This is a genomic window from Caulobacter endophyticus (assembly GCF_003116815.1).
GTDB lineage: Bacteria > Pseudomonadota > Alphaproteobacteria > Caulobacterales > Caulobacteraceae > Caulobacter > Caulobacter endophyticus.
On the sequence record NZ_QDKQ01000077.1, the window covers coordinates 26308 to 49378 of the forward strand.

General features: G+C 67.2%; 27 protein-coding genes. 22 read left to right on the forward strand and 5 right to left on the reverse strand.

Annotated elements, in window-relative coordinates; translation table 11 throughout:
• Both hemB and DDF67_RS23650 read right to left on the reverse strand, forming a co-directional pair.
• Window positions 1-1017 (reverse strand): porphobilinogen synthase, encoded by a 1017-nt coding sequence (gene hemB, locus DDF67_RS23645; RefSeq protein ID WP_109455210.1) that lies wholly within the window; start codon window positions 1015-1017, stop codon window positions 1-3.
• Window positions 1018-1074: 57 nt separating this feature from the next.
• Window positions 1075-1515: a DUF2147 domain-containing protein gene (locus tag DDF67_RS23650; protein ID WP_109455211.1), complete on the reverse strand. Its 441-nt coding sequence runs from the start codon at window positions 1513-1515 to the stop codon at window positions 1075-1077.
• 207 nt (window positions 1516-1722) lie between these two features.
• Between DDF67_RS23650 and DDF67_RS23655 the strand changes: the two genes are divergently transcribed.
• The 11 genes from DDF67_RS23655 (at window position 1723) to DDF67_RS23705 (ending at window position 10900) form a co-directional block, all read left to right on the forward strand.
• Window positions 1723-2862 (forward strand): isobutyryl-CoA dehydrogenase, encoded by a 1140-nt coding sequence (locus DDF67_RS23655; protein ID WP_109455212.1) that lies wholly within the window; start codon window positions 1723-1725, stop codon window positions 2860-2862.
• 42 nt (window positions 2863-2904) lie between these two features.
• Window positions 2905-3177: a type II toxin-antitoxin system Phd/YefM family antitoxin gene (locus DDF67_RS23660; protein ID WP_109455213.1), complete on the forward strand. Its 273-nt coding sequence runs from the start codon at window positions 2905-2907 to the stop codon at window positions 3175-3177.
• Entirely contained in the window at window positions 3174-3596 is a 423-nt protein-coding gene (locus DDF67_RS23665; protein WP_269845475.1) for a type II toxin-antitoxin system VapC family toxin, read from the forward strand. The genes DDF67_RS23660 and DDF67_RS23665 overlap by 4 nt, the downstream gene beginning before the upstream one ends.
• Window positions 3596-4201, forward strand: a complete 606-nt coding sequence (locus tag DDF67_RS23670) for a histidine phosphatase family protein (RefSeq protein WP_109455215.1) — start codon at window positions 3596-3598, stop codon at window positions 4199-4201. The genes DDF67_RS23665 and DDF67_RS23670 overlap by 1 nt, the downstream gene beginning before the upstream one ends.
• Window positions 4202-4209: 8 nt before the next feature.
• Window positions 4210-5268: an enoyl-CoA hydratase/isomerase family protein gene (locus DDF67_RS23675; protein WP_109455216.1), complete on the forward strand. Its 1059-nt coding sequence runs from the start codon at window positions 4210-4212 to the stop codon at window positions 5266-5268.
• A 126-nt stretch (window positions 5269-5394) separates the two neighbouring features.
• Entirely contained in the window at window positions 5395-6201 is an 807-nt protein-coding gene (locus DDF67_RS23680; protein WP_109455217.1) for a class I SAM-dependent methyltransferase, read from the forward strand.
• The gene (locus DDF67_RS23685; protein ID WP_109455218.1) at window positions 6201-7034 is read left to right on the forward strand and encodes a hypothetical protein; all 834 of its coding nucleotides are present in this window, start codon (window positions 6201-6203) and stop codon (window positions 7032-7034) included. Before DDF67_RS23680 ends, DDF67_RS23685 begins: the two co-directional genes overlap by 1 nt.
• Before the next feature lie 35 nt (window positions 7035-7069).
• Window positions 7070-7966, forward strand: a complete 897-nt coding sequence (mmsB, locus tag DDF67_RS23690; RefSeq protein ID WP_109455219.1) for a 3-hydroxyisobutyrate dehydrogenase — start codon at window positions 7070-7072, stop codon at window positions 7964-7966.
• Between the two features lie 168 nt (window positions 7967-8134).
• Window positions 8135-9361, forward strand: a complete 1227-nt coding sequence (hemA, locus tag DDF67_RS23695) for a 5-aminolevulinate synthase (protein WP_109455220.1) — start codon at window positions 8135-8137, stop codon at window positions 9359-9361.
• An 8-nt stretch (window positions 9362-9369) separates the two neighbouring features.
• Entirely contained in the window at window positions 9370-10011 is a 642-nt protein-coding gene (locus DDF67_RS23700; RefSeq protein ID WP_109455221.1) for a hypothetical protein, read from the forward strand.
• A gap of 94 nt (window positions 10012-10105) precedes the next feature.
• A complete protein-coding gene (locus DDF67_RS23705; RefSeq protein WP_158278106.1) occupies window positions 10106-10900 on the forward strand; it encodes an SDR family NAD(P)-dependent oxidoreductase in 795 nt (264 codons plus the stop codon).
• 9 nt (window positions 10901-10909) lie between these two features.
• Here the strand turns inward: DDF67_RS23705 and DDF67_RS23710 are convergent, their stop codons facing one another.
• Window positions 10910-11353, reverse strand: coding sequence for a MucR family transcriptional regulator (locus DDF67_RS23710; protein WP_109455223.1), 444 nt, complete (start codon window positions 11351-11353; stop codon window positions 10910-10912).
• A 202-nt stretch (window positions 11354-11555) separates the two neighbouring features.
• On the opposite strand from DDF67_RS23710, the gene glyA reads away from it, so the two are divergent.
• From glyA to DDF67_RS23745, 7 genes are all read left to right on the forward strand, one after another.
• Entirely contained in the window at window positions 11556-12845 is a 1290-nt protein-coding gene (gene glyA / locus DDF67_RS23715) for a serine hydroxymethyltransferase (protein ID WP_109455224.1), read from the forward strand.
• 32 nt (window positions 12846-12877) lie between these two features.
• Window positions 12878-13351, forward strand: coding sequence for a transcriptional regulator NrdR (gene nrdR / locus DDF67_RS23720; RefSeq protein ID WP_058346895.1), 474 nt, complete (start codon window positions 12878-12880; stop codon window positions 13349-13351).
• A gap of 81 nt (window positions 13352-13432) precedes the next feature.
• Window positions 13433-13897: a 6,7-dimethyl-8-ribityllumazine synthase gene (locus tag DDF67_RS23725; RefSeq protein WP_101719709.1), complete on the forward strand. Its 465-nt coding sequence runs from the start codon at window positions 13433-13435 to the stop codon at window positions 13895-13897.
• Window positions 13894-14349 carry a transcription antitermination factor NusB gene (gene nusB / locus DDF67_RS23730; protein WP_101714274.1) on the forward strand — a complete coding sequence of 152 codons (456 nt, stop codon included), beginning with the start codon at window positions 13894-13896 and terminating at the stop codon, window positions 14347-14349. The genes DDF67_RS23725 and nusB overlap by 4 nt, the downstream gene beginning before the upstream one ends.
• Window positions 14333-15415, forward strand: a complete 1083-nt coding sequence (gene thiL / locus DDF67_RS23735) for a thiamine-phosphate kinase (protein WP_109455225.1) — start codon at window positions 14333-14335, stop codon at window positions 15413-15415. The genes nusB and thiL overlap by 17 nt, the downstream gene beginning before the upstream one ends.
• Window positions 15416-15466: 51 nt before the next feature.
• Window positions 15467-15994 carry a hypothetical protein gene (locus tag DDF67_RS23740; RefSeq protein WP_109455226.1) on the forward strand — a complete coding sequence of 176 codons (528 nt, stop codon included), beginning with the start codon at window positions 15467-15469 and terminating at the stop codon, window positions 15992-15994.
• Window positions 15995-16210: 216 nt separating this feature from the next.
• Window positions 16211-18346, forward strand: a complete 2136-nt coding sequence (locus DDF67_RS23745; protein WP_109455227.1) for a sodium-translocating pyrophosphatase — start codon at window positions 16211-16213, stop codon at window positions 18344-18346.
• A 143-nt stretch (window positions 18347-18489) separates the two neighbouring features.
• Here the strand turns inward: DDF67_RS23745 and DDF67_RS23750 are convergent, their stop codons facing one another.
• A complete protein-coding gene (locus tag DDF67_RS23750) occupies window positions 18490-19044 on the reverse strand; it encodes a response regulator (RefSeq protein WP_109455228.1) in 555 nt (184 codons plus the stop codon).
• Between the two features lie 181 nt (window positions 19045-19225).
• Window positions 19226-19714: an outer membrane protein assembly factor BamE gene (locus tag DDF67_RS23755; protein WP_109455229.1), complete on the reverse strand. Its 489-nt coding sequence runs from the start codon at window positions 19712-19714 to the stop codon at window positions 19226-19228.
• Window positions 19715-19835: 121 nt separating this feature from the next.
• Here DDF67_RS23755 and DDF67_RS23760 point away from each other — a divergent pair, with 121 nt between their 5' ends.
• The 4 genes from DDF67_RS23760 (at window position 19836) to DDF67_RS23775 (ending at window position 23031) form a co-directional block, all read left to right on the forward strand.
• Window positions 19836-20366: a ubiquinol-cytochrome C chaperone family protein gene (locus DDF67_RS23760; protein ID WP_109455230.1), complete on the forward strand. Its 531-nt coding sequence runs from the start codon at window positions 19836-19838 to the stop codon at window positions 20364-20366.
• A complete protein-coding gene (locus tag DDF67_RS23765) occupies window positions 20351-20890 on the forward strand; it encodes a YceD family protein (protein ID WP_109455231.1) in 540 nt (179 codons plus the stop codon). The genes DDF67_RS23760 and DDF67_RS23765 overlap by 16 nt, the downstream gene beginning before the upstream one ends.
• 84 nt (window positions 20891-20974) lie before the next feature.
• Window positions 20975-22057: a phosphate acyltransferase PlsX gene (gene plsX, locus DDF67_RS23770; RefSeq protein ID WP_109455232.1), complete on the forward strand. Its 1083-nt coding sequence runs from the start codon at window positions 20975-20977 to the stop codon at window positions 22055-22057.
• Entirely contained in the window at window positions 22054-23031 is a 978-nt protein-coding gene (locus DDF67_RS23775; RefSeq protein ID WP_109455233.1) for a beta-ketoacyl-ACP synthase III, read from the forward strand. The genes plsX and DDF67_RS23775 overlap by 4 nt, the downstream gene beginning before the upstream one ends.
• Window positions 23032-23071 lie beyond the last annotated feature (40 nt).

Consider the following 23071-nt stretch of genomic DNA (forward strand, 5'->3'; position numbering starts at 1 on the left):
TCAGCCCAGCTTCTCGGCGGCCCAGGGGGCGAAGTAGGTGATGATCCCCGCAGCGCCAGCGCGCTTGAAGGCGGCCAGGCTTTCGAGGATCGCGCGCTCCTCGTCGATCCAGCCGTTGGCGCCGGCCGCCTTGATCATCGCGTACTCGCCTGACACCTGGAAGGCGTAGGTGGGCATGCGGAACTCGTCGACCAGGCGGCGCAGGATGTCGAGATAGGGCAGGCCCGGCTTGACCATGACCATGTCGGCGCCCTCGGCGATGTCGAGCGCGACCTCGCGGATGGCCTCTTCCGTGTTCGACGGATCCATCTGATAGGTCTTCTTGTCGCCCAAGCCCCGAGCATTAGGGCCGGCCGAGAGTTTGGCCGAGCCGATGGCGTCGCGGTAGGGGCCGTAGAAGGCCGAGGCGTACTTGGCGGCGTAGGACATGATCATCGTGTCCTGGTGGCCATCGGCTTCCAGCGCGCCGCGAAGGCGGCCGATGCGGCCGTCCATCATGTCGGAGGGCGCCAGGATGTCGGCGCCGGCGGCGGCCTGCATGAGGCCCTGTTCGATCAGCCGCTCGATGGTGGCGTCGTTGAGAATCTTGCCGCCCTCGACCACGCCGTCGTGGCCGTGGTCGGTGAAGGGATCAAGCGCCACGTCGCACATGATGCCGACCTCGGGAGCGGCGTCCTTCATGGCCTTCACGGCGCGGGGGATCACCCCGTCGGGATCGGCGGCGATCGAGCCGGTCGCGTTCTTCCGCGACGGATCGATGTGCGGGAAGATGGCGATGGCGGGGATGCCGAGGTCGCGGGCGCGGACGGCGGCCTTGGCGGCTTCCTTGACGCTCAGGCGATCAACGCCCGGCATCGAGGCCACCGGCACGGTTCCTTCGCCCTCATGCACGACCATCGACCAGGTCAGGTCAGAGGGCCTGACCTCGGTCTCGCGGACGAGGCGACGGGTCCAGTCGGCCTGGCGCAGGCGGCGCAGGCGCGTGGCGGGGTAGGGGGCGAGTGGCGGAACGGTCATGCGAAGGGTTTCGCGCGCGCCGACCGTCGAGGCAAGGCCGTAAGGCCCTTAAGGAGGCTACTCGCCCTTGCTGACGCGAACCTGCTGCACGCCGCCGTCGACGCGGGTCCAGACCTGCGACTTGCAGAAAAGGCCGCCCAGGACGCAGCCCTTGGCGCGCATGGTGCGGGCGTCGACGAACTCGGCGGTGCCCGAAAGGGTGACCTTCAGGGTCGGAACAAAGACCTTGCCCTTCATGTTCCCATTACCGGTGGGCGCGAAGTCGCGCAGCACCTGCTGGCCAACCAGGGTGTCGTAGCCGCTCTTCTTGGCGTCGGCCTCGGCCTTGCGGCTGGCGTAGACGACCCAGCCGCACATGCTCGGACCGCAGTCGGTGATGTGCAGGCGGATATTGTCCTTGGGGTTGCGCCACACGCCGAGGTTCTCGGCATGAGCCGGCGCAGACACGAACGTGAACAGGGCCGCGACCGCGGCCAAAGCGGTAATGAACTTGGACATGGGAACCGAGACGACGCCTCCGATGGGCGTGATCTGATACCGAAGAGGTGTCTGATCAAGGGAGGTGCGACCTTTCGCACCCATTTTCGCTGCGGCGCCGCAAGCAAATTCGCCAACTGAGATATGATTGACACACTTGGCTGCTCAGGGCAGGTCAGCGGTCAAGAAGGTGAGGGCGGATATGCCCCGCATGGGAGGAAGTGGCGCATGGATTTCGCGCTGAACGATGATCAACGCGCCATTCAGGACATGGCGTCCGGCTTCGCGACGGAACGGCTTGCCCCTTATTCCGCCGAGTGGGACGAGAACAAGCATTTCCCCGTCGACGTGCTGCGAGAGGCCGCCAGCCTTGGTTTCGCGGGCATCTACGTCAATGACGACGTCGGCGGCAGCGGTCTCTCGCGCCTCGACGCTTCGATCATTTTCGAGGCTCTGAGCTACGGCGACGTTCCGGTTGCGGCCTATCTGACCATCCACAACATGGCCTCGTGGATGATCGACCGTTTCGGTTCCGAGGATCTGCGCCAGCGCTACCTGCCACGCCTGACCACCATGGAGCTGATCGCCAGCTACTGCCTGACCGAGCCGGGCTCGGGCTCGGACGCGGCGGGCATGCGCACGACCGCGCGCCTGGAGGGCGACCACTATGTGCTGAACGGCGGCAAGGCCTTCATCTCCGGCGGCGGGGTGTCGGACGTCTATGTCGTCATGGCCCGCACCGGCGGCGATGGCCCCAAGGGCGTTTCGGCCTTCGTGGTCGAGAAGGGAACGCCCGGCCTCACCTTTGGGGCAAACGAGCGCAAGATGGGCTGGAACGCCCAGCCCACCGCCCAGGTCAATTTCGACGACTGCCGCGTGCCCACCGCCAACCGCATCGGCCAGGAGGGCGAGGGCTTCCGCTTCGCCATGATGGGCCTGGATGGCGGGCGTCTGAACATCGCCTCCTGCTCACTGGGCGGCGCCCAGTTCGCGCTAGACACCGCCAAGGCTTATCTTGAGACCCGCAATCAGTTCGGTCGGCCGCTGAAGGACTTTCAGGCCCTGCAGTTCAAGCTGGCCGACATGGCCACCGAACTGGAGGCCGCCCGCCTGATGGTGCGTCGCGCCGCCCATGCGCTCGACAATCGCGATCCCGCGGCCACCAAGCTCTGCGCCATGGCCAAGCGTTTCGCCACCGACGCCGGCTTCCAGGTGGCCAATGACGCCTTGCAGTTGCACGGCGGTTACGGCTACCTCCAGGACTACCCGCTGGAGCGCATCGTCCGCGACCTGCGCGTCCACCAGATCCTGGAAGGGACCAACGAGATCATGCGCGTCATCATCGCCCGCGAGATGTTCCGGCAGTGAGATCGTGATAATCTGACCAGACTGGTCAGATTGGAGCCCGCCATGCGCGAAGTCGGCGTACTCGAGGCCAAGACTCACCTTTCGGCCCTTCTTGAGGCCGTCGAGAAGGGGGGCGAGGCCGTGCTCATCACCCGTAACGGGCGACCGGTGGCCAAGCTGCTGCCGGCGCAGGAGGCGATTGCGCCGCCGCCGCGCCGCTTGCCCGGCAAGGAGCTCGTCGAGCGCTTCAAGAAGCTTCAGGACGAGATGGCTGCGGCCAATCCCGGCATCGAGAACATGACCTGGGAAGAGTTGAAGCAGATGGCGCGCGAGTGAGGTCGGTTGTCCTGGATGCGTCTGCCGCTTTGGCTTGGCTGCTGCCGACGCAAGCGACGGACGCCGCGAACGCCTTTCTGGAGCGGAACGATGCGACGACTTTCGAAGCGCCTGCGATCTTTGACTGGGAAGTCCGCAACGTTCTGCTGACGTACGAACGTCGCGGTCTGTCGACGGTCGAGAGGTATGATCGGGCTGTGGCCAACTATCTTGCGCTGAATGTCACGCTTCATCCGCTGATCGTCGACATGGAGGGTTTGGCGGCGCTGGCCCAGAAGGCCAGACTCAGTCTCTTCGACGCTTCATATCTTGCGCTGGCGCTGGAGCAGGATTGGCCGTTGGCTTCGCGTGACGAGGCCCTGCTGATCGTCGCCGCTCGATCCGGCGTCCAGTGCTTTGACCTGAGAGCGACGACCTGATGATCTATCTTTGCCGCCACGGCCAGACCCAGTTCAACCGCGAGGGGCGCTTCCAGGGACAGACCGAGTCTGACCTGACCGCCCTGGGGCGCGCCCAGGCGCGGGCCATGGGCGAGCTGCTGGCCGACCTGATAGCGCGTGAGCCCTCCGACGCCTGGCGGATCGTCGCCAGCCCGCTGCGCCGTGCGCGAAACACGGCCGAAGCCATCGCTGAGCGCACGGGTCTGCCGCTGAGCTTCGACGACCGACTGCTGGAGATCAGCGTCGGCGAGTGGTCTGGCCGGTTGCGCGAGGATATCCGTCGCGACAATCCTGAACTGTTCGCCAGCTATGAATGGGCGTTCCGCGCGCCGGGCGGCGAGACCTTCGAGGACGTCACCGCCCGCGTCGCCGGTTGGCTGGCCGAGCAGGCGCCGGAGACCGAGCGCCGGCTGATCGTGGTCAGCCATGGCGTCGCCGGCCGCCTGCTGCGCGGCGCCTATGCCGGCCTGTCGCGTGCCGACACCCTGGCCCAGGAGGTGCCGCAGGATGCGGTCTACCGCCTGTTGGCCGGCCAGATCGACCGCTTCGACTGCGCGCCGGTCGAAGACCCCGAATTCGCCTGAGAGCCTAGATGACCCAAGCCCCTGAAGTCCTGATCCGCGCCAAGAAGAACGTCGGCCGGATCACGCTGAACCGGCCCCAGGCGCTGCACGCCCTGACGCTGTCGATGTGCGAGGCGATGATCGAGGCCCTGCTGGAATGGCAGGCCGATCCCGAGATCGACATGGTCATGATCGACCACTCGGGCGAGCGCGGCTTCTGCGCCGGCGGCGACATCCGCATGCTGGCGCAAAGCGGGGCGGGCGACGGCGTCGAGGCGCGGAAATTCTTCCATACCGAATACCGACTGAACCACCTGCTGTTCCACTACGACCGTCCGATCGTTGCGGTCATGGACGGCGTGGTGATGGGGGGCGGCGTCGGCATCTCGATGCCGGCGCACTACCGGGTCGCCACCGAGCGCACGACTTTCGCCATGCCCGAGACCGGCATCGGCCTGTTCCCCGACGTCGGCGGCGGCTGGTACCTGCCGCGCCTTCCGGGAAAGGCGGGTCTGTGGCTGGCCCTGACCGGTGCGCGGATCAACGGATCGGACTGCATGCGCCTGGGAATCGCCACCCACTTCGTCGAGTTCGGCGCGGTCGAGGGGCTGAAGAAGGCGATCCTGGCCGATCATCGCCGCATCGACGAGACCCTGCGCATGTACCGCGCCGACGCCGGCAAGGCGCCGCTGGTCGGCTATGAGCAGGATCTCAACCGCCTGTTCGTCGGCGACAGCGTCGAGCAGATCTTCGAGTTTCTGGAGGTCGACTCCAGCGACTGGGGCAAGGCCCAGTTGGCTGTGCTGAAGACCAAGTCGCCCCAGACCCTGAAGGTCGCTTTCGAGCAGTTGAAGCGTGGCGAGGCCATGACCGACTTCGCCGAACACATGGCGATGGAGTACCGGATCGGCTCGCGGGTCGTGCGCAAGCACGACTTCATCGAGGGCGTACGGGCCGTGATCGTCGACAAGGACAACGCCCCCCGCTGGGACCCGCCGAGCATCGAGGCCGTGGATGACGCCGACATCCAGGCGATCTTCGCGCCGCTTCCGCCGGAAGAAGAGTGGACGCCCCTGCCGGACGCCTGAAAGGCGTGCGGTCTCCCGACATGTGGCGGACGCCTGACAGCGTTATGCCGTAGCGGCATTGATGCTGTCGCTTGGCCTCGCTAGCTTGCCGCCAGCCAAGGAAGAAAGTCCGCCGGAAGGAAGACCATGCGTAAGCCGCTTCTCAGCCTCGTCGCCGCGCTCGCCGTGACCGCGTGCGCCACGACCCCGATGGGACCGGCCGCGCCGCCGCCTCCGCCGCCCGCCGACGCTCCCGTCGCGATCCCGGCCAACATCATCGCCGCCGTCGACAACCCGCTGCGTCCCGAGGTCGACAGCAAGCGCGACGCCGACCGCCTGCCGGCCCAGGTGCTGGCTTTCGCCGGCGTGCGCAGTGGGGCCAAGGTCGCCGACCTGATCCCCGGCACCGGCTATTTCACCCGCATCCTGTCGAAGGCCGTCGGCCCGCGCGGCCACGTCTACGCCTATGTGCCCGACGAACTGACCAAGCTGGCCAATCGCGAGCCGGCCGTGAACGCCATCGCCGCCGATCCGGCCTACAAGAACGTCTCGGTGCTCTTGAACCTGCTGCCTAACTTCGCCGCGCCCGAGAAGCTGGACCTGGTGTTCACCGCCCAGAACTATCACGACATGCACACCCCGCTGATGGGCAGGCCCGACATGGCGGTGGTCAATCGCAAGGTCTTCCAGTCGCTGAAGCCGGGCGGAGTCTACTTGGTGCTCGACCATTCGGCCCAGCCGGGGTCTGGCCTGCGCGACGCCGAGAAGCTGCATCGCATCGACCCCGAGACCGTCAAGGCCGAGGTCACCGCCGCCGGCTTCATCTTCGAGGGCGAAAGCCGCGTGCTGCGCGACGCCGCCGACAAGCGCAACGTCTCGGTCTTCGACCCGTCGATCCGCGGCAAGACCGACCAGTTCATCTACAAGTTCCGCAAGCCGGCTGGGGCGCGTTGATGTCAACCTCCTGGCGGCGCGGCGCCAAGCTCGTCGCGCTGCTGGGAGGCGCGGTCATCCTGACCATACTGACCCAAGTCGGCGGCCTGGTCCTGCTGGCCACGGCCTGGATCGCGAAGTTGCGCCGCTGGCCGGCCTGGCTGGCGATCCTTGGGTTCGTGGCAGTCTACAGCCTGACCGTCGGCGTCGTGGTCCCGCCACTGGCCAAGCTCGGCGGGCGTGAGCGTCTTCCGTGCTTCGTCGGCAAGGCTACGACCTATGGGGCGGTCAGTCCTCTGCTCTGCGTCCTGAGCCGCAACTATGCGCGTCCCGAAGCCCGGGCGGTGGTCGCCAGCCTGGCGAACCATATGGCCAAGGCCTATCCGGGAACCATCACCCGCTATCTCGACGCCAGTTTTCCCTTCTTCGACGGTTTCCCACTGCCGCCGCACCTGTCGCATCGCGACGGGCTGAAGATCGATCTCGCCTATTTCTATCGCGAGCAATCCGGAGCGCCGGTGATTGACGGGGCCGCCAGCCCGATCGGCTACTGGGCCTATGAGGGTCCCAAGGCTGGCGAGGCCTTGCCCTGCGCCGGCTATCGCCGCGCCAACCTGCGCTGGGACTTCAATACCCTGCAGCCCCTGGCGACGCGAACGGCCGATCCCGTCCGCACGGCCGCGATGCTGCGCTGGCTGAGCACGGAAGGGCGGGCGCTCGGCGTGAAGAAGATCTTGCTCGAACCGCATCTGAAGGCGCGATGGGCGCAGGACGTCGATATGATCCGCTTCCAGGGATGCAGGGCGGCTCGGCATGACGACCACCTGCATCTCGAACTGTCCAAGAAGAACTAGAGGCCGAAACGGCCCCGCGTAAGGAGGAGACCCCAATGACCCGCATCGCCTTCATCGGCCTGGGCAACATGGGCGGCGGCATGGCCGCCAACCAGGCCAGGGCCGGCCACGACGTGGCGGCCTTCGACCTTTCGGCCAAGGCCCTGGAAAAGGCGGTCGGCGCGGGCTGCGTCGCCGCCGGTTCCGTCGCCGAGGCGGTGAAGGACGCGCAGATCGTCATCACCATGCTGCCGGCCGGCCCCCACGTCCGCTCGGTCTATGGCGATCAGGTGCTGGCCAATGCACGCAAGTCGGCGCTGCTGATCGACTGCTCCACGATCGACGTCGACAGCGCGCGGGCTGTCGCCGAGCAGGCGAGGGCGGCGGGCTTCCGTTTCGCCGATGCGCCGGTGTCGGGCGGGATCATGGCCGCCGAGGCCGGGAGCCTTGCCTTCATGGTCGGCTGCGACGACGCCGATTTCGCGGCGGTGGAGGCGGCGCTGAAGCCCATGGCTCGCGCGGTGATCCACGCCGGCGGCCACGGGGCGGGGCAGGCGGCCAAGATCTGCAACAACATGCTGCTGGGCGTGTCGATGCTGGGAACCTGCGAGGCCTTCGCCCTGGCCGAGAAGCTGGGCCTGGCCGCCGACCGCTTCTTCGAGATCGCCAGCCAGTCTTCGGGCCAATGCTGGTCGGTGTCGACCTATTGTCCGGTTCCGGGCGCGGGACCCAGCACGCCGGCCGATCGCGGCTACGAGGGCGGCTTCGCCACGGCCTTGATGCTCAAGGACCTGAAGCTCGCCCAGGAAGCCGCCGCCCGCGCGGGGGCCAGCACGCCGATGGGCGCGCAGGCCGAGGCGCTTTACGCCCTGTTCGACGCCAACGGCTTCGGCGGCAAGGACTTCTCGGCCATTCTGCAGCTGTTGCGTGGTCGCATCTCTGAGCTGGTTTGAACAAGGCAGGGTTGCGACAATCGCCTATAGAACCATTCGATGCGACACCACGCCCAATTCCAATTTGTAGGTAGAGGCCCTTAGGTGGACACTATGCCTGCGTGGTGCGAAAAGCCGTGCCAGAAGAAAAGGACCGTCGAGCTTTGGTTCGACGGGTAAGAGACCAGCATGGACTACAAAGCCGCGTTCACCGCCGCTGTCTCGCAGATCCGCGAAGAGGGTCGCTATCGGGTGTTCGCCGACCTGAAGCGCCACCGCGGCGCCTTCCCGCGCGCCACCTGGACGCGCGCCGACGGCGGCGAGAGCGAAGTCGTGGTCTGGTGCTCGAACGATTATCTCGGCCAGGGCCAGAACCCCGTCGTGCTGGACGCCATGCACCAGGCGATCGACGACCATGGCTCGGGCTCGGGCGGCACCCGCAACATCTCGGGCACCAACCACCATCATGTGGAGCTGGAAGCCGAGCTGGCCGACCTGCACGGCAAACAGGCCGCGCTGCTGTTCACCTCGGGCTACGTCTCCAACGAAGCTACGCTCAGCGTCCTGCAGAAGATTCTGCCGGGCCTGATCATCTTCTCCGACGCCCAGAACCACGCCTCGATGATCGCCGGCATTCGCAACGGCGGCGGCCCGCGTCACATCTTCCGCCACAACGATCTGGCCCATCTTGAAGAGCTGCTGGCGGCCGCTCCGGCGCACGCGCCCAAGCTAGTGGCCTTCGAAAGCGTCTACTCGATGGACGGCGATATCGCCGACATCGGCGCCACGGCGGCCCTCGCCAAGAAGTACGGCGCCATGACCTATCTGGACGAGGTCCACGCGGTCGGCATGTACGGCCCGCGCGGCGGCGGGGTCGCCGAGCGCGACGGCGTGATGGACCAGATCGACATTATCGAAGGCACCCTGGGCAAGGCCTTCGGCGTCATGGGCGGCTACATCACTGGCGACGCCGAGGTGATCGACGCCGTGCGCCTGATGGCCTCGGGCTTCATCTTCACCACCTCGCTGCCGCCGGCCCTGACCGCCGGCGCGCTGGCCAGCGTGAAGTGGCTCAAGCAGCACCCCGAAGTGCGCGAAGCTCATCAGGAGCGCGCCCGCACCCTGAAGAAGATGTTCCAGGACGCCGGCCTGCCGGTGATGGAAAACGACAGCCACATCGTGCCGGTGCTGGTTGGCGATCCGGTCCACACCAAGCTGATCAGCGACATGCTGCTGGCCGATCACGGCGTCTATGTGCAGCCGATCAACTATCCGACCGTGCCGCGCGGCACCGAGCGCCTGCGCTTCACGCCCACGCCGTTCCACACCGACGACATGATGCGCAAGCTGGTCGGGGCGATGGAAAAGCTCTGGGCGCACTGCAACGTCGCCCGCATGGGCGGCCACGCAGCCTAACCCCCGCCTTGGGTTTCGATCTGGGCTATCTGCGCGAGCTGGCCGAGGATGCGTCCGAGCATTCCGGCTGGTCCGGCGTGGCCGATTACTTTCGTCTTCGTCACCGGGGCCTGCGCCGCGAGGCGCTGGAGGCGCTGGACGCCTTCGTGGCTGGGGCGGTGAGCTGGCCGTTGGCCGAGCGGATCACCTTCGCCGTCTGGATCGGCGAGAGGCGACTGGCCTATCGGGGGCAGCCCGAGGCCGTGCTGCCCGTGCCGCTGTTTCGCCTACTGGTGCGCCCGACGCTGGAGGAATGGGCCGAGGCCCGGCCCGCCGACCCCTGGCCGCTAGTCTGGCAGGCGCGGCTGTCGAGCGGCGGCTCGACCTGGCATGCGCCGCCTGAGCCGTTCCTTCGTGAGGCGTTGGCCCGGGATCCGTTGTGCGTTCCGGCTCGCGTCGACCTGGTCCGCGCCATCCTGGCCGATATCGCCTTCCGTCAGCACGAACTGCCCGGCGCCTATCTGGGTGAGGCCGCGCAGGACCTGCTGGCGCTCGACGAGGCCGAGGACCTGATGTCGGCGGCCGACGAGGATGCAAGGTTCGATCTTGGTCCCGAGATCGCCTGGGCGCGAGCCGAGGCCCGGGGATGGCTGGAGCGAGCAGGGGGCTGACGCCTCTCCGCGTGGCGGTTTCCCGTCACGTCATGGCGGCGGGGCGCATGCCCTTGGTTCTAGATGCGGCGTCCTGCGAGGGGAGAGTCGCACCGTGAAGACCATCGTGATCACCGGCAGCAGCCGCGGCATTGGTTTCGGGCTGGCGGAGGCCTTCCTTGAGCGCGGCTGCCAAGTGGTGATCTCCGGCCGCAACGAGCGGGTGCTGGCCGAGGCCCTGGCCAAGCTGGAGGCCACCGGCGGAGCGGTCGCCGCCAAGGCCTGCGACGTCAGCAAGGTTGCGGACCTGGAAACCCTGTGGGACGCCGCCGTAGAGCGCTTCGGCGGGGTCGATATCTGGATCAACAACGCCGGCTCGGTGTCGCCGCGCGTGCGCCTCGACAAGGTCGAGGAAGCCGAGATCGACGCGGTGGTCGCCACCAACCTGCTGGGCGTCATCAAGGCCAGCAAGATGGCCATGATCCGCATGCTGGCCCAGCCCGGCGGCGGGGCGATCTACAATTTCGAGGGCTTCGGCAGCGACGGCATGACCGCCTCAGGCTTGACGCTTTATGGCGCCACCAAGCGGGCGGTGACCTATTTCACCAAGTCGATGGGCAAGGAACTGGACGGCACCAGCGTGCGGATGGGGACGATCAGCCCGGGCATCGTCGCCACCGACCTTCTGCAATCGGAGATGCGCGACGCTTCGGACGCCGATCGCGCCAAGTCGATGAAGCTCTACAATATCCTCGGCGACCGCGTCGAAACCGTCGCGCCGTTCATTGCCGACGGCGTGCTGAAGGGCGAAGCCACCGCCGCGCCCGTGCGCTGGCTGACCATGCCCAAGGCCATGGGCCGGTTCATGACAGCCGGCTTCAAGAAACGCGACATCTTTGCGGAGGCGTAAGCAGGGGCCTCAAGCCCTCCGGCGCACGCCCTTGCCCAGGCCGATCTGCTTGGCGAAGTCGGAGCGGCGCGCGGCGTAGGCCGGGGCGACCATGGGGTAGTCCGAGGGCAGGCCCCATTTGCGGCGATAGTCCTCGGGGCTCATGTCGTAGTGCGAGCGCAGGTAGCGCTTGAGCATCTTCAGCTTCTTACCGTCCTCCAGGCAGACGATGTAGTCGTGCTGCACCGAGCGCGAGACGGGAACGGCGGGCTTCTGCTTCTCGGCCGGCCTGGCGGCGACTGGATCGCCGTTCAGGCCTTGGAGCGCGCCGTGGACGGTGCGGATCAACTCGGGCACCGCGGTCTGGGCGATCTTGTTCTGTCCGACATAGGCCGCGACGATGCTCGCGCTCAGCGCCAGCAGGTCGGTGTCGTCCGTAGCGTCCGACCCCGTTTCGCCGTGTGAAACCGCCATACGCATCCCGCCCGTTCTGTTCGTTTGCACTCGAAATCGCTCGGCGCGGCGGCAACACCCCGCCGAGGTTCTGACCAACGCATGGTTACCGTCGCGGTTCCGTCATTGATCGCGGCGCGAAGGACGCTAAAGAGAGCGCCGTCGACTCCCGCTCGCGGGAGTGCGCCGCCCAAAGCCCGCCGCCCGCCCCAAGGAGCTGCCGATGACGACCACCACCGACCTGACCAAGTTCTTCGGCGCCGATCTCGCGACCGCCGACCGCGACATCTTCGATCGCATTGGCCGGGAGCTGGGTCGTCAGCAGAACCAGATCGAGCTGATCGCCTCGGAAAACATCGTCTCGAAGGCGGTGCTCGAAGCCCAAGGCTCGATCCTGACCAACAAGTACGCCGAGGGCTATCCGGGCAAGCGCTACTACGGCGGCTGCGAATGGGTCGACGAGATCGAGACCATCGCCATCGAGCGCGCCAAGCAGCTGTTCGGCGCTGCGTTCGCCAACGTCCAGCCGCACTCGGGCTCGCAGGCCAACCAGTCGGTGTTCATGTCGCTGCTGCAGCCGGGCGATACGTTCATGGGCATGGACCTGGCCGCCGGCGGTCACCTGACCCACGGCTCGCCCGCCAACCAGTCGGGCAAGTGGTTCAAGCCGGTGTCCTACACCGTTCGCCAGCAGGACCAGCTGATCGACTACGACAACGTCGCCGAGGTGGCTCAGCGCGAAAAGCCCAAGCTGATCATCGCGGGCGGTTCGGCTTACAGCCGCGAGATCGACTTCGCCCGCTTCCGCGAGATCGCCGACAGCGTCGGCGCCTACCTGATGGTCGACATGGCCCACTTCGCGGGCCTGGTGGCCGGCGGCGTGTTCCCCAACCCGGTCCCGCACGCCCACGTCGTCACCACCACCACCCACAAGACCCTGCGTGGTCCGCGCGGCGGCATGGTGCTGACCAACGACGAAGCCATCATCAAGAAGGTCAACTCGGCCGTTTTCCCGGGCCTGCAAGGCGGTCCGCTGGAGCACGTCATCGCCGCCAAGGCCGTGGCCTTCGGCGAAGCGCTGCAACCGGCCTTCAAGGAATACGCCGCCCAGATCATCGCCAACGCCAAGGCTCTCGCCGAAGCTCTGGGCAAGTCGGGCGTCAACATTGTCTCGGGCGGCACCGACAGCCACCTGATGTTGGTCGACCTGCGTCCCAAGGGCGTGACCGGTCGCGACGCCGAGCACAGCCTCGAGCGCGCCCACATGACCTGCAACAAGAACGGCGTGCCGTTCGACACCGCGCCGTTCACGATCACCTCGGGCATCCGCCTGGGCACGCCGGCCGGCACCACCCGCGGCTTCAAGGAAGCCGAGTTCACCCGCGTGGGCGAACTGATCGGCGAGGTCGTCAACGGCCTGGCCGCCAATGGTCCGGAAGGCAACGCCGCGGTCGAGGCCAAGGTGCGCGAGGAAGTCCTGGCCTTGACGGCCCGGTTCCCGATCTACAACTAATGGCCTAAGGCCGCAGGGGAGGGCCCAAGATCATGCGCTGCCCATTCTGCGGCCACGCCGAAAGCCAAGTTAAGGACAGCCGCCCGTCGGAAGACGGCGCGGCCATCCGCCGTCGTCGCCTCTGCCCGGAGTGCGGCGGTCGCTTCACCACCTTCGAACGCGTCCAGCTTCGCGAACTGATCATCGTCAAGCGGTCGGGCCGTCGCTCGCCGTTCGACCGCGACAAGCTGATGCGCTCGATCTCGTTGGCCACCCGTAAGCGCCCCATCGACGTCGAGCGGGTCGAGCGGATGGTCAACGGCATTGTCCGCCAGCTGGAAAGCCAGGGCGAGACCGAGCTGCAGTCGTCGGTCGTGGGCGAAATGGTGATGAAGGCCCTCAAGTCGCTCGATGACGTGGCCTATGTGCGCTACGCCTCGGTTTACCGCGATTTCCGGGAAACCAGCGATTTCGCGAAGTTTTTGGGCGAAGAAGGCTTGAGCGACGTCGCCGAAGACGAGCTATAGGCGCATTCTACGATTCGATTTTTCGGGTCGGCGTGAGACGGCCCAATGAGGCCTCCCGTCCGCCCAGGAGTTCAGAGGCATATGGTGGAAGACAGGATTCGTCTGCTGATCGTCGAGGGGCGCCGTTATTCGGGCCTGTCCGACGCGCTGCTGGCCGGCGCCGTGCAGGCGATCGAGGCCCAAGGGGCGGAGTACGAGGTCGTCACCGTGTCCGACGCCCTGCAGATCCCGGCCGCCATCGCCATCGCCGAAGAGGCCGGCAAGGGCCCGTCGGGCGTGCGCTATGACGGCTATATCGCTCTGGGCGCGGTCGTGCGCGGCGAAACCTACCACTTCGAGATCGTGTCCAACGAGACCGCCCGCGGGCTGCAGGACCTGGCCGTCGGAAAAAGGTTGGCCATTGGTTACGGCGTGTTGACGGTTGATGACGAGGATCAGGCCTGGAATCGCGCGCGCCTCTCGCAGGGCGACCGCGGGGGCCAAGCCGCTCGGGAATGCCTGGAGATCGTGGGATTGAAGCGTCAGCTGTCGGGACAAGCGCGATGAGCAAGCGCATCCAGCCCCGTTCCGTTTCGCGTCTGGCGGCCGTCCAGGCCCTCTACCAGATGGAGGTCTCCGGCGCCGGCGTCGACGCGGTCGTGCGCGAGTTCTCCGAACACCGCTTCGACCGCGCCGTCGAGGACACCGAAGGCGCGCAACTGGCCCAGGCCGACGAGACCTTCTTCGCCGACCTGGTGAAGGGCGTCGTCTCCAAGCAGGCGATCATCGACCCGGCCATCGTGCGCCGCCTGGCCTCTGGCTGGAAGCTCGAGCGCCTGGACGCCACCGCCCGCGCCGTGCTGCGCGCCGGAGCCTATGAGCTGATGAACCGCCCGGACGTTCCGACCGAGGTGGTGATCGACGAGTACGTCGAGATCGCCAAGTCGTTCTTCGAGGGGCCGGAAGCCGGCTTCATCAACGGCGCCCTGGACGCCATCGCGCGTGACGCCCGAGTCTGACGACGACTGGTTCGACGATCCCGCCCCGGCCGTAGCGCCGGCGGCGGAGGACGACGAGTCGTGGTTCGACGACGTCCCCCCGGCGGCTGAACCGTCGGGGCCGGACGAGTTCGAACTTATCGCGACCCACCTGCGCCCGCTGACCAACGGCGACCCCGCTGCGCTCGACCTGCTGGACGACGCGGCTGTGCTGCCCTCGCGCCCCGGCCATGACCTGGTGATCACCAAGGACGCCATGGTCGCCGGTGTGCATTTCCTGGCCGGCGAGGATCTCGACATCGTCGCCCGCCGCCTGCTGCGCACCAATCTCTCCGACCTCGCCGCCAAGGGCGCCGAGCCCTACGGCTACTTCCTGGCCGTCGGCTGGCCCTCGGGAACGACCGTCGAAGACCGCGAAACCTTCGCCCGAGGGCTTGCCGAGGACGGCAAGACCTACGGGATCAATCTGTTGGGCGGCGACACCGTCACCACCTCCGGCGCCATGGTCGTCTCGGCGACGCTGCTGGGCTGGGTCCCGCAGGGCGCGGCCGTCCTGCGCCGCGGCGCCAAGGCCGGCGACCGCCTGATGGTCAGCGGCAGCATCGGCGACGGCTGGCTTGGCCTTCTGGCCCACTGGGGCGAGGTCGAGGATCCCGACGGCGGCCTCGTGCGCCGCTACCGCACGCCTGCGCCGCGCCTGGCCCTGCGTGATGCCCTGCGCCAGTACGCCCATGCCGCCGCCGACGTCTCCGACGGCCTGCTGGCCGACGCCGGCCACATCGCCAAGGCCAGCGGTCTGCAGGTCAAGGTCGACCTCGACCGGCTGCCGCTGTCGACCGGCGCCCGCGCCTGGCTGGAAGCCCAGCCCGAGCGCGGCGAGGCCCGCATGTCCCTGGCTTCGGGCGGCGACGACTACGAAGTGGTCTGCGCCATTCCCGCCGCCAACGTCGCCGCCTTCCAGGCCGCCGCCTTCGCCGCCGGCTTGCCGGTGCGCGACATCGGCGAGTTCGTGGAGGGCGAGGGGGTGGCCGCCCTGTTCAAGGGCAAGGACATCACCCCCAAACGCTTGGGCTGGCTGCACGGCTGACGCTCGCGCTCGGTAGCGAAACCTCAAGCCTTCTCGGTTAATGGCTCGGGCATGACCCGTTCCGTCCTGTCCCGCCGCGCCGTCCTGGCGTTCGCCGCGCCGCTGGCGCTGTGCGCCGCGCCCGCCTTCGCCTCCGGCAAGGAGAAGAAGAAGGAAGGCGGGGAGGGCGAGAAGGAAAAGGAAGATCCGGTGGTCAAGCTGGGCTCGATGGCCCTGCCGATCGTCGTCGAGGGGCGGCTGATCAACTACATCTTCGTCGAGTTGTCGCTGACCCTGCCGCCGACCGGCGACGTCACCGCTTTCGCCGGCAAGGAGCCGCTGCTACGCGACGCCCTGGTGCGCGCCGCTCACAAGCAGCCGCTCAACAAGGCGGGCAGCTATGTCCTGCTCGACGAGCCCAAGATCAAGGCCATCGTCATGCGCGAGGCCGTCGCCCTGGTCGGCAAGGGCAAGGTCGCCACTGTGACCATCGGCAAGCAGACCCCGCGCAACTTCGTGCCGCCGCCCCGGCCGGCTCCGAAGACCGCCGCCAAGCCGTCTGCGCCGCCGCCCGTCGATTCGGCCCCCATCATTCCCTGACGTGTCGCGAACGCCGTTCTCGCAGGCGGTTGCGCGCTAGGCTTGTGAATGTCAGTGTTTCCCCCTGGCGCCGATGTCGGGGCCAGATCAGGGAGCTTCGAGGGGGAATGAGGCCCTAAGGCCCGCCCGCCGCTCCTGGCCTGGGGCGCTCGTCGATCCGCCATGGCTGGGAACCGCGACCCCTCGTGATTTGAAACACGAAGGGGCACAACACCCATGAGTTCTTGGCTTTACGTAGCCATCGGCGCCGGGCTTCTGGCGGTGCTGTATGGCGCGGTTCAGACCGCCAGGCTTTTGAAGGCCTCGCCGGGCGATGCGAAGATGCAGGAAATCGCCGCGGCCATTCAGGAAGGCGCCCAGGCCTATCTGAACCGTCAGTACACGACTATCGCCATCGTTGGCGTCGTGGTCGTCGCCGTCCTGGCGTTCTTTTTCAAGAGCTGGGAGCAGCCGGTGGGCTTTGCGCTGGGCGCGATCCTGTCGGGCCTGGCGGGCTTCGCCGGCATGCTGATCTCGGTGCGCGCCAACGTCCGCACCGCCCAGGCCTCGTCAGAGGGGCTGGGCAAGGGCCTGTCGATGGCGTTCACCTCGGGGGCGGTCACCGGCATGCTGGTGGCGGGTTTCGCCCTGATCGGCGTGGCCGGCTACTTCGCCCTGCTGCTGTCGGTGGGGCATGAGAACACCGACCGGGTGGTCATCGACTCGCTGGTGGCGCTGGGCTTCGGCGCCAGCTTGATCTCGATCTTCGCCCGCCTGGGCGGCGGCATCTTCACCAAGGGCGCCGACGTGGGCGGCGATCTCGTGGGCAAGGTCGAGGCCGGGATTCCCGAGGACGACCCCCGCAACGCCGCCACCATCGCCGACAACGTGGGCGATAACGTCGGCGACTGCGCGGGCATGGCCGCCGACCTGTTCGAGACCTATGCGGTGACCACGGTCGCCACCATGGTGCTGGCGGCGATCTTCTTCACCGGCACCGATGTCGTCGGATCGATGATGATCCTGCCGCTGGCCATCTGTGCGGTGTGCATCGCCACCTCGATTATCGGCGCCTTCTTCGTCCGGCTGGGCAAGAAGAACAACATCATGGGCGCCCTCTATCAGGGTCTGATCGTCACCGGCGTGCTGTCGGTGCCGGCCGTATGGTGGGTGATCCACCAGTTGGTCCCGACCTCGATCGAGCTCGACGGCCGCCTGTTCACCGCCGACAACCTGTTCTACTGCGGCCTGGCGGGCCTAGTCGTCACGGCGCTGATCGTGGTGATCACCGAATACTACACCGGCACGGGCTTTCGTCCGGTGAAGTCGGTGGCCCAGGCCAGCGTGTCCGGCCACGGCACCAACGTCATTCAGGGCCTGGCCATGTCGCTGGAGTCCACGGCCCTGCCGGCCCTGACCATCATCGTCGGGATCGTCGTGACCTATAACCTGGCGGGCCTGTTCGGCATCGCCATCGCCACCACCACCATGCTGTCCCTGGCCGGCTTCATCGTCGCCCTGGACGCCTTCGGTCCCGTCACCGACAACGCTGGCGGCATCGCCGAGATGGCTGGTCTTCCTCCGGAAGTCCGCGTCACCACCGATGCGCTGGACGCGGTTGGCAACACCACCAAGGCCGTCACCAAGGGCTACGCCATCGGTTCGGCGGGCCTGGGGGCCCTGGTGCTGTTCGCGGCCTATACCGAGGACCTGAAGTTCTTCTCCGAGAACGCCGCTCCGGGCAGCTTCTTCGACGGCATGGGGGCGGTCAGCTTCGACCTGTCCAATCCCTATGTGGTGGTCGGGCTTCTGTTCGGCGGCCTGCTGCCCTTCCTGTTCGGGGGGCTGTCGATGACCGCCGTCGGCCGTGCGGCCGAGTCGGTGGTGGCCGAGGTCCGTCGCCAGTTCCGTGAGAACCCGGGCATCATGACCTACGAAACCAAGCCCGAATACGGCAAGGCCGTGGACATCCTGACCAAGGCCGCCATCCGCGAGATGATCGTGCCTTCCTTGCTCCCCGTGGTTTCGCCGGTGGTGCTGTTCTTCGTCATCAACGCCATCGCCGGCAAGGTCGACGCCTTCGCCAGCCTCGGCGCCATGCTGATGGGGGTGATCGTCACCGGCCTGTTCGTCGCCATCTCGATGACCAGCGGCGGCGGCGCCTGGGACAACGCCAAGAAGGTGATCGAGGAGGGCTTCACCGACAAGGACGGCGTCCTGCACAAGAAGGGCGGCGACACCCACAAGGCCGCCGTCACCGGCGACACCGTCGGCGACCCCTACAAGGACACCTCGGGTCCCGCCGTGAACCCGATGATCAAGATCACCAACATCGTGGCCCTGCTGCTGTTGGCCGTGCTCGCTCACGGGTGATCAGACAGTCATGGCAAGACGGAAACGCCCCAGGGCTAGCGCTCGGGGCATTTTCTTTTCCATCACCCCACGATCTTCATCCCGGCCCTACGCTTCGCTTCGGACGGGATGACGAGCCGTGGAGGTGGGGCGTCGGCCCGTCCCTAGTAGCAGTCTTCCGGATCGAACGCCTGGACCTCCGCCTCGCCGCCGAGCGCCGTCGGCGTGGGCTGCGCGCCCCGGCGTTCGTCGCCTGCGAAGTCGTGGTCGATGCGGCGCCGGCGGCAGGGGCCGAAATAGGCTTCGGTGCGCACGAAGTCGCGCGGATTGTTGATGACCTCGTTGATCCGGTGCAGCACGCCGCGTGCGTTGAGCGGCTTGGCCAGGAATTCGGTCACCCCGGCCATCCGCGCCTCGTCCAGGCTGCGGCGGGTGGCGTGGCCGGTCATCATGATGATCGGCGCGTACGGATTGGGGCTGGCCTGGGAGTTGCGGATCCAGTGCACGAAAGAGAGACCGTCCACCGGCTGCATCATCAGGTCGGTGAACACGATGTCGACCTCGCGTTCGGAAAACAGCTTCAGCCCCTCGACGCCGTCGCCGGCCTCGAGGATGCGCCGCACCCCCGCGGACTTCAGGATCGCGGACAGGATGCCGCGCATGTTGGCGTTGTCGTCGACGATAAGCATCGTCAACGCCCGCAGATCGAGCGCGCTCACGACCTTCTCCCCCAGAGCAACCGACGCCAAGGTTGGGGCCTTAGCGTCGATCAGACGGGAAGGTTGTGACGGACGTGCTTGAGGAAACGTTGATGCGGCGACAGAAAGTCGCACGAAATCACACGTTTATAGTCAAGCTTAGGCAAGGTTGAAGTGTCGATTAACCGACTTAATCGTCAGCCTAGCGACGGTCGCCGGGGCGGGTGCCGGGAACGCCCTCGTCGTCCTGCGGCAGCATGCCGCCGCGACCGACGGTGCCGAGCAGCTGCTCCAGAACGGTCATCTCGCGACCCCGCGTCGGGGTTTCGCGGCCGTTGTAGGCGATGACCTTGCCGTCCTTCAGGGTGAAGGTGTCGACCGAGGCGACCTTCTCGTCGGCGGCGTCGAACTTGATCGCCACCACGTCGCGCTTGATCACCCGCGGCTTGTAGAAGGCCACGCGGTCGGTGGTCTGAGAGATGTAGTACCAGGCGTTGCTGTCGAAGGTGGACACCGCCGACGGCGAGCCCAACTTTTCGCGGACGGTGGACTTGCTGTCCTCGCCCACCTTCATGTCGGCCGGCTTGGCCTCGATGGCCTGGAAGCCCGAATAGCTCGTCAGCGGCGTGCAGCCTCCGGCGACGGCGGCGAGGCCGATGACGGCGGCGGCGAAAACGGCGGGGCGAGACATTGAGGCTCCGGAACCGGAAGAAGGCTGGACTTTGACCTATCGCCCGCGCGGGCTTAGTTCAATGGCCCGCGTGGATGCTCAGGCCATCTAGAGGCGGCTCGCGGCGAAATAGAGGCGTGGAATGTTTCTGGATCGGCTACTAAAGCCCCGGCCCGCGAAGCTGGCGGGGGAAAAACTCTATGCCTCGGCGGTCGCCCAGGCCCGTTCTTCGCGATTCTACGCGCAGCTGGGCGTTCGCGACTCGATGGAGGGCCGCTTCGAGCTCTTCACCCTGCATGTGGTGCTGGTCATCGAGCGTCTGAAAGGGCAGGGCGAGGCGGCGGCGGAGACGTCGCAGTCGGTCTTCGATTCCTATGTGCGCGGCCTCGACGACGCCTTCCGCCAGATCGGGGTGTCCGACACGGCCGTTGGCAAGAAGATGAAGAAGCTGGCCGGGGCCTTCTACGGCCGGCTGAAGACCTATGACGAGGCTTTCGCGACCCTGCCTGACGCCGCCGAGCTGGACGCGGCCTTGGCCCGCACGATCTTCGAGGAGCGCGGCGAGGGTGACGTGGCGACGGTTAGCGCCTATGTGCGGTCCGCGCGCGAAGCGCTGGCGAGCCAGCCGCTGGACGCCTTGTTGAACGGAGAGGTGCAATGGCCGAACGTCTGATCGATCCCTGGCCCAGCACCGTCACCCTGGCCCGCGTCGACCGCGGCGGGGTGGACCTGAAGCTGGCCCCCGACGAAGCCGTGCTGAAGGCCATCGCCAAGCAACTGGGCCTGGTCTCGCTGCAAGAGCTGAAGGCCGACGTCTATCTGCGCTCGTGGATGGATGGGGCTGAGGTGTCGGGCGTGCTGCGCGCTCGCGTCGTGCAGACCTGCGGCGTCACCGCCGAGGACTTCGAGACCCCGATCGACGCCCGCTTCAGCCTGCGCGTACTGCCGGCCAACAGCGAGCACGCCCCTCAGGACGAGGGCGGAGAACTGGGCCTCGATCCCGACGGCGACGATCCGCCCGACGTGCTGGAAGGCGAGACGATCGACGTCTCGGGATACGTCATCGAGCACCTGGCCCTGGAACTGGATCCGTTCCCGCGCAAGCCGGGCGCGGTTTTCGTGCAACCGCCCGAGCCTGTTGAGCTTTCTCCGTTCGCGGCCCTGAAGGGGCTGAAAACGAAGGGCGACGAGGGCTGAGTTGGCCCTTACGCCTCTCGGCGTGATATCACGCCGGGGAATCATCGGCCGCGTTGCGACCGCCCAAGGAGTCGATAGCGCCTCGTGCCCAAGCCAGTAGTCATCTCGATCGACGCCATGGGCGGAGATCACGGTCCGCCCGTGGTGGTTCCGGCGCTGGAGATCGCGGCCAAGACCCTGCCCGACGTGCGCTTCCTGGTGCATGGCGACGAGGCTGCGCTGAACGCCGAGCTGGCCAGGGCGCCGGCTGCGCGGGCGGTCTGCACGGTCGTGCATACCGACAAGTCCATCGCCATGGATGAGAAGCCCGCCCAGGCGATGCGCCGGGGCAAGGGCTCGAGCCTGTGGAACGCCGTCGAGGCCATCCGCTCGGGGCAGGCCGCGGCCTGCGTCTCGGCCGGCAACACCGGCGCGCTGATGGCGATCTCCAAGCTGATCCTGCGCATGAGCGCCGATCTGGAGCGTCCCGCCATCGTCGCCTCGTGGCCGACCATGAAGGGGATCTCGGCGGTTCTCGACGTCGGCGCCAATGTCGAGAGCGACGCCGACCAACTGGTCGAGTTCGCGATCATGGGCGCGGCCTTCCACCATGCGGTGCATGGCTCGACCCGTCCGACCGTCGGCCTGCTCAACGTCGGCTCCGAGGAGCAGAAGGGTCATGAGGAGGTGCGCGAGGCGCATCGGATCCTGCAGGACAGCCCGCACTTCGACTTCGACTATCGCGGCTTCGTCGAGGGCACCGACATCGCCTACGGCACGGTGGACGTGGTCGTCACCGACGGCTTCACCGGCAATGTCGCCTTGAAGACCGCCGAGGGCCTGGCCCGGTTCTTCGGCAATGAGATCAAGCAGACCTTGACGGCCGGCCCGCTGGCCATGCTGGGCGCGCTGATCGCCTCGGGCTCGCTGAAGAAGATGAAGCAGCGTCTCGATCCCGGCCGGGTCAACGGCGGGCCGCTGCTGGGCCTCAACGGCATCGTGGTGAAAAGCCACGGCGGCGCCGACGCCAACGGCTTCGCCTCGGCCGTGCGCGTGGCGGTGGATCTCGCGCGCAGCGACTTCACCGCCGAGATCGATCGTAATTTGAAGCGTCTGACCGCGGAAAAAGACCAAGCGGCCAAGGACGACGGCGCCGACGGCGCCGAAACCCAGGGAGCCGACGAGTGAGCGTAGTCCGCAGCGTGGTGACCGGCGTCGGGGCTTACCTGCCGCCGCAGATCGTCACCAACGAAGACCTGTCCAAGATCGTCGACACCTCCGACGAGTGGATCGTCGAGCGCACCGGCATCCGTCAGCGCCACAAGGCTGCCGACGACCAGGCCGTGTCCGATCTGGCCGTCGAGGCCGCCAGGCAGGCGCTGGAGCGTGCTGGCAAGAGCCCCGCCGACGTCGACCTGATCATCGTCGCCACCACGACGCCCGACCTGACCTTCCCGGCCACCGCCGCCATCGTGCAGCGCAAGCTGGGCGCGGGCGTCGGCATCGCCTTCGACGTCCAGGCCGTGTGCTCGGGCTTCGTCTACGCCCTGTCGGTGGCCGACGGCTTCATAGCCCGCGGCAACGCCAAGTGCGCCCTGGTGATCGGCGCCGAGGCCATGACCCGCCTGATGGACTGGACCGACCGCGGCACCTGCGTGCTGTTCGGCGACGGCGCCGGCGCGGTCGTGCTGGAGCCGGGCGAAGGGCAGGGGACCACGGCCGATCGCGGCATGCTGGGCTTCGCCCTGCGCGCGGACGGCACGAAGCAGGACCTGCTCTATGTGGACGGCGGTCCGTCGACCACGGGCACGGTCGGCAAGCTGCGGATGCTGGGCAACCAGGTCTTCAAGCACGCGGTGATCAACATTTCCGAGGCCATCCACGCCGCTGCCGAGAAGGCTGGTGTGACCGTGCCCGAAGTCGACTGGTTCATCCCGCACCAGGCCAATCAGCGAATCCTGCAGGGCGTGGCCAACCGTTGCGGCATCGACGAGGACAAGGTGATCTCGACGGTGGCGCTGCACGCCAATACCTCGGCCGCCTCGATTCCCCTGGCCTTCGCCCATGGAGTCGCGGATGGCAGGATCAAGCCGGGCGACCTTCTGCTTCTCGAAGCCATGGGCGGCGGCCTGACTTGGGGCGCCTGCGTCCTGCGCCTTTGATGGTTACGGACCAAGCTTGACCTTGGGTTGGCGCACGGCC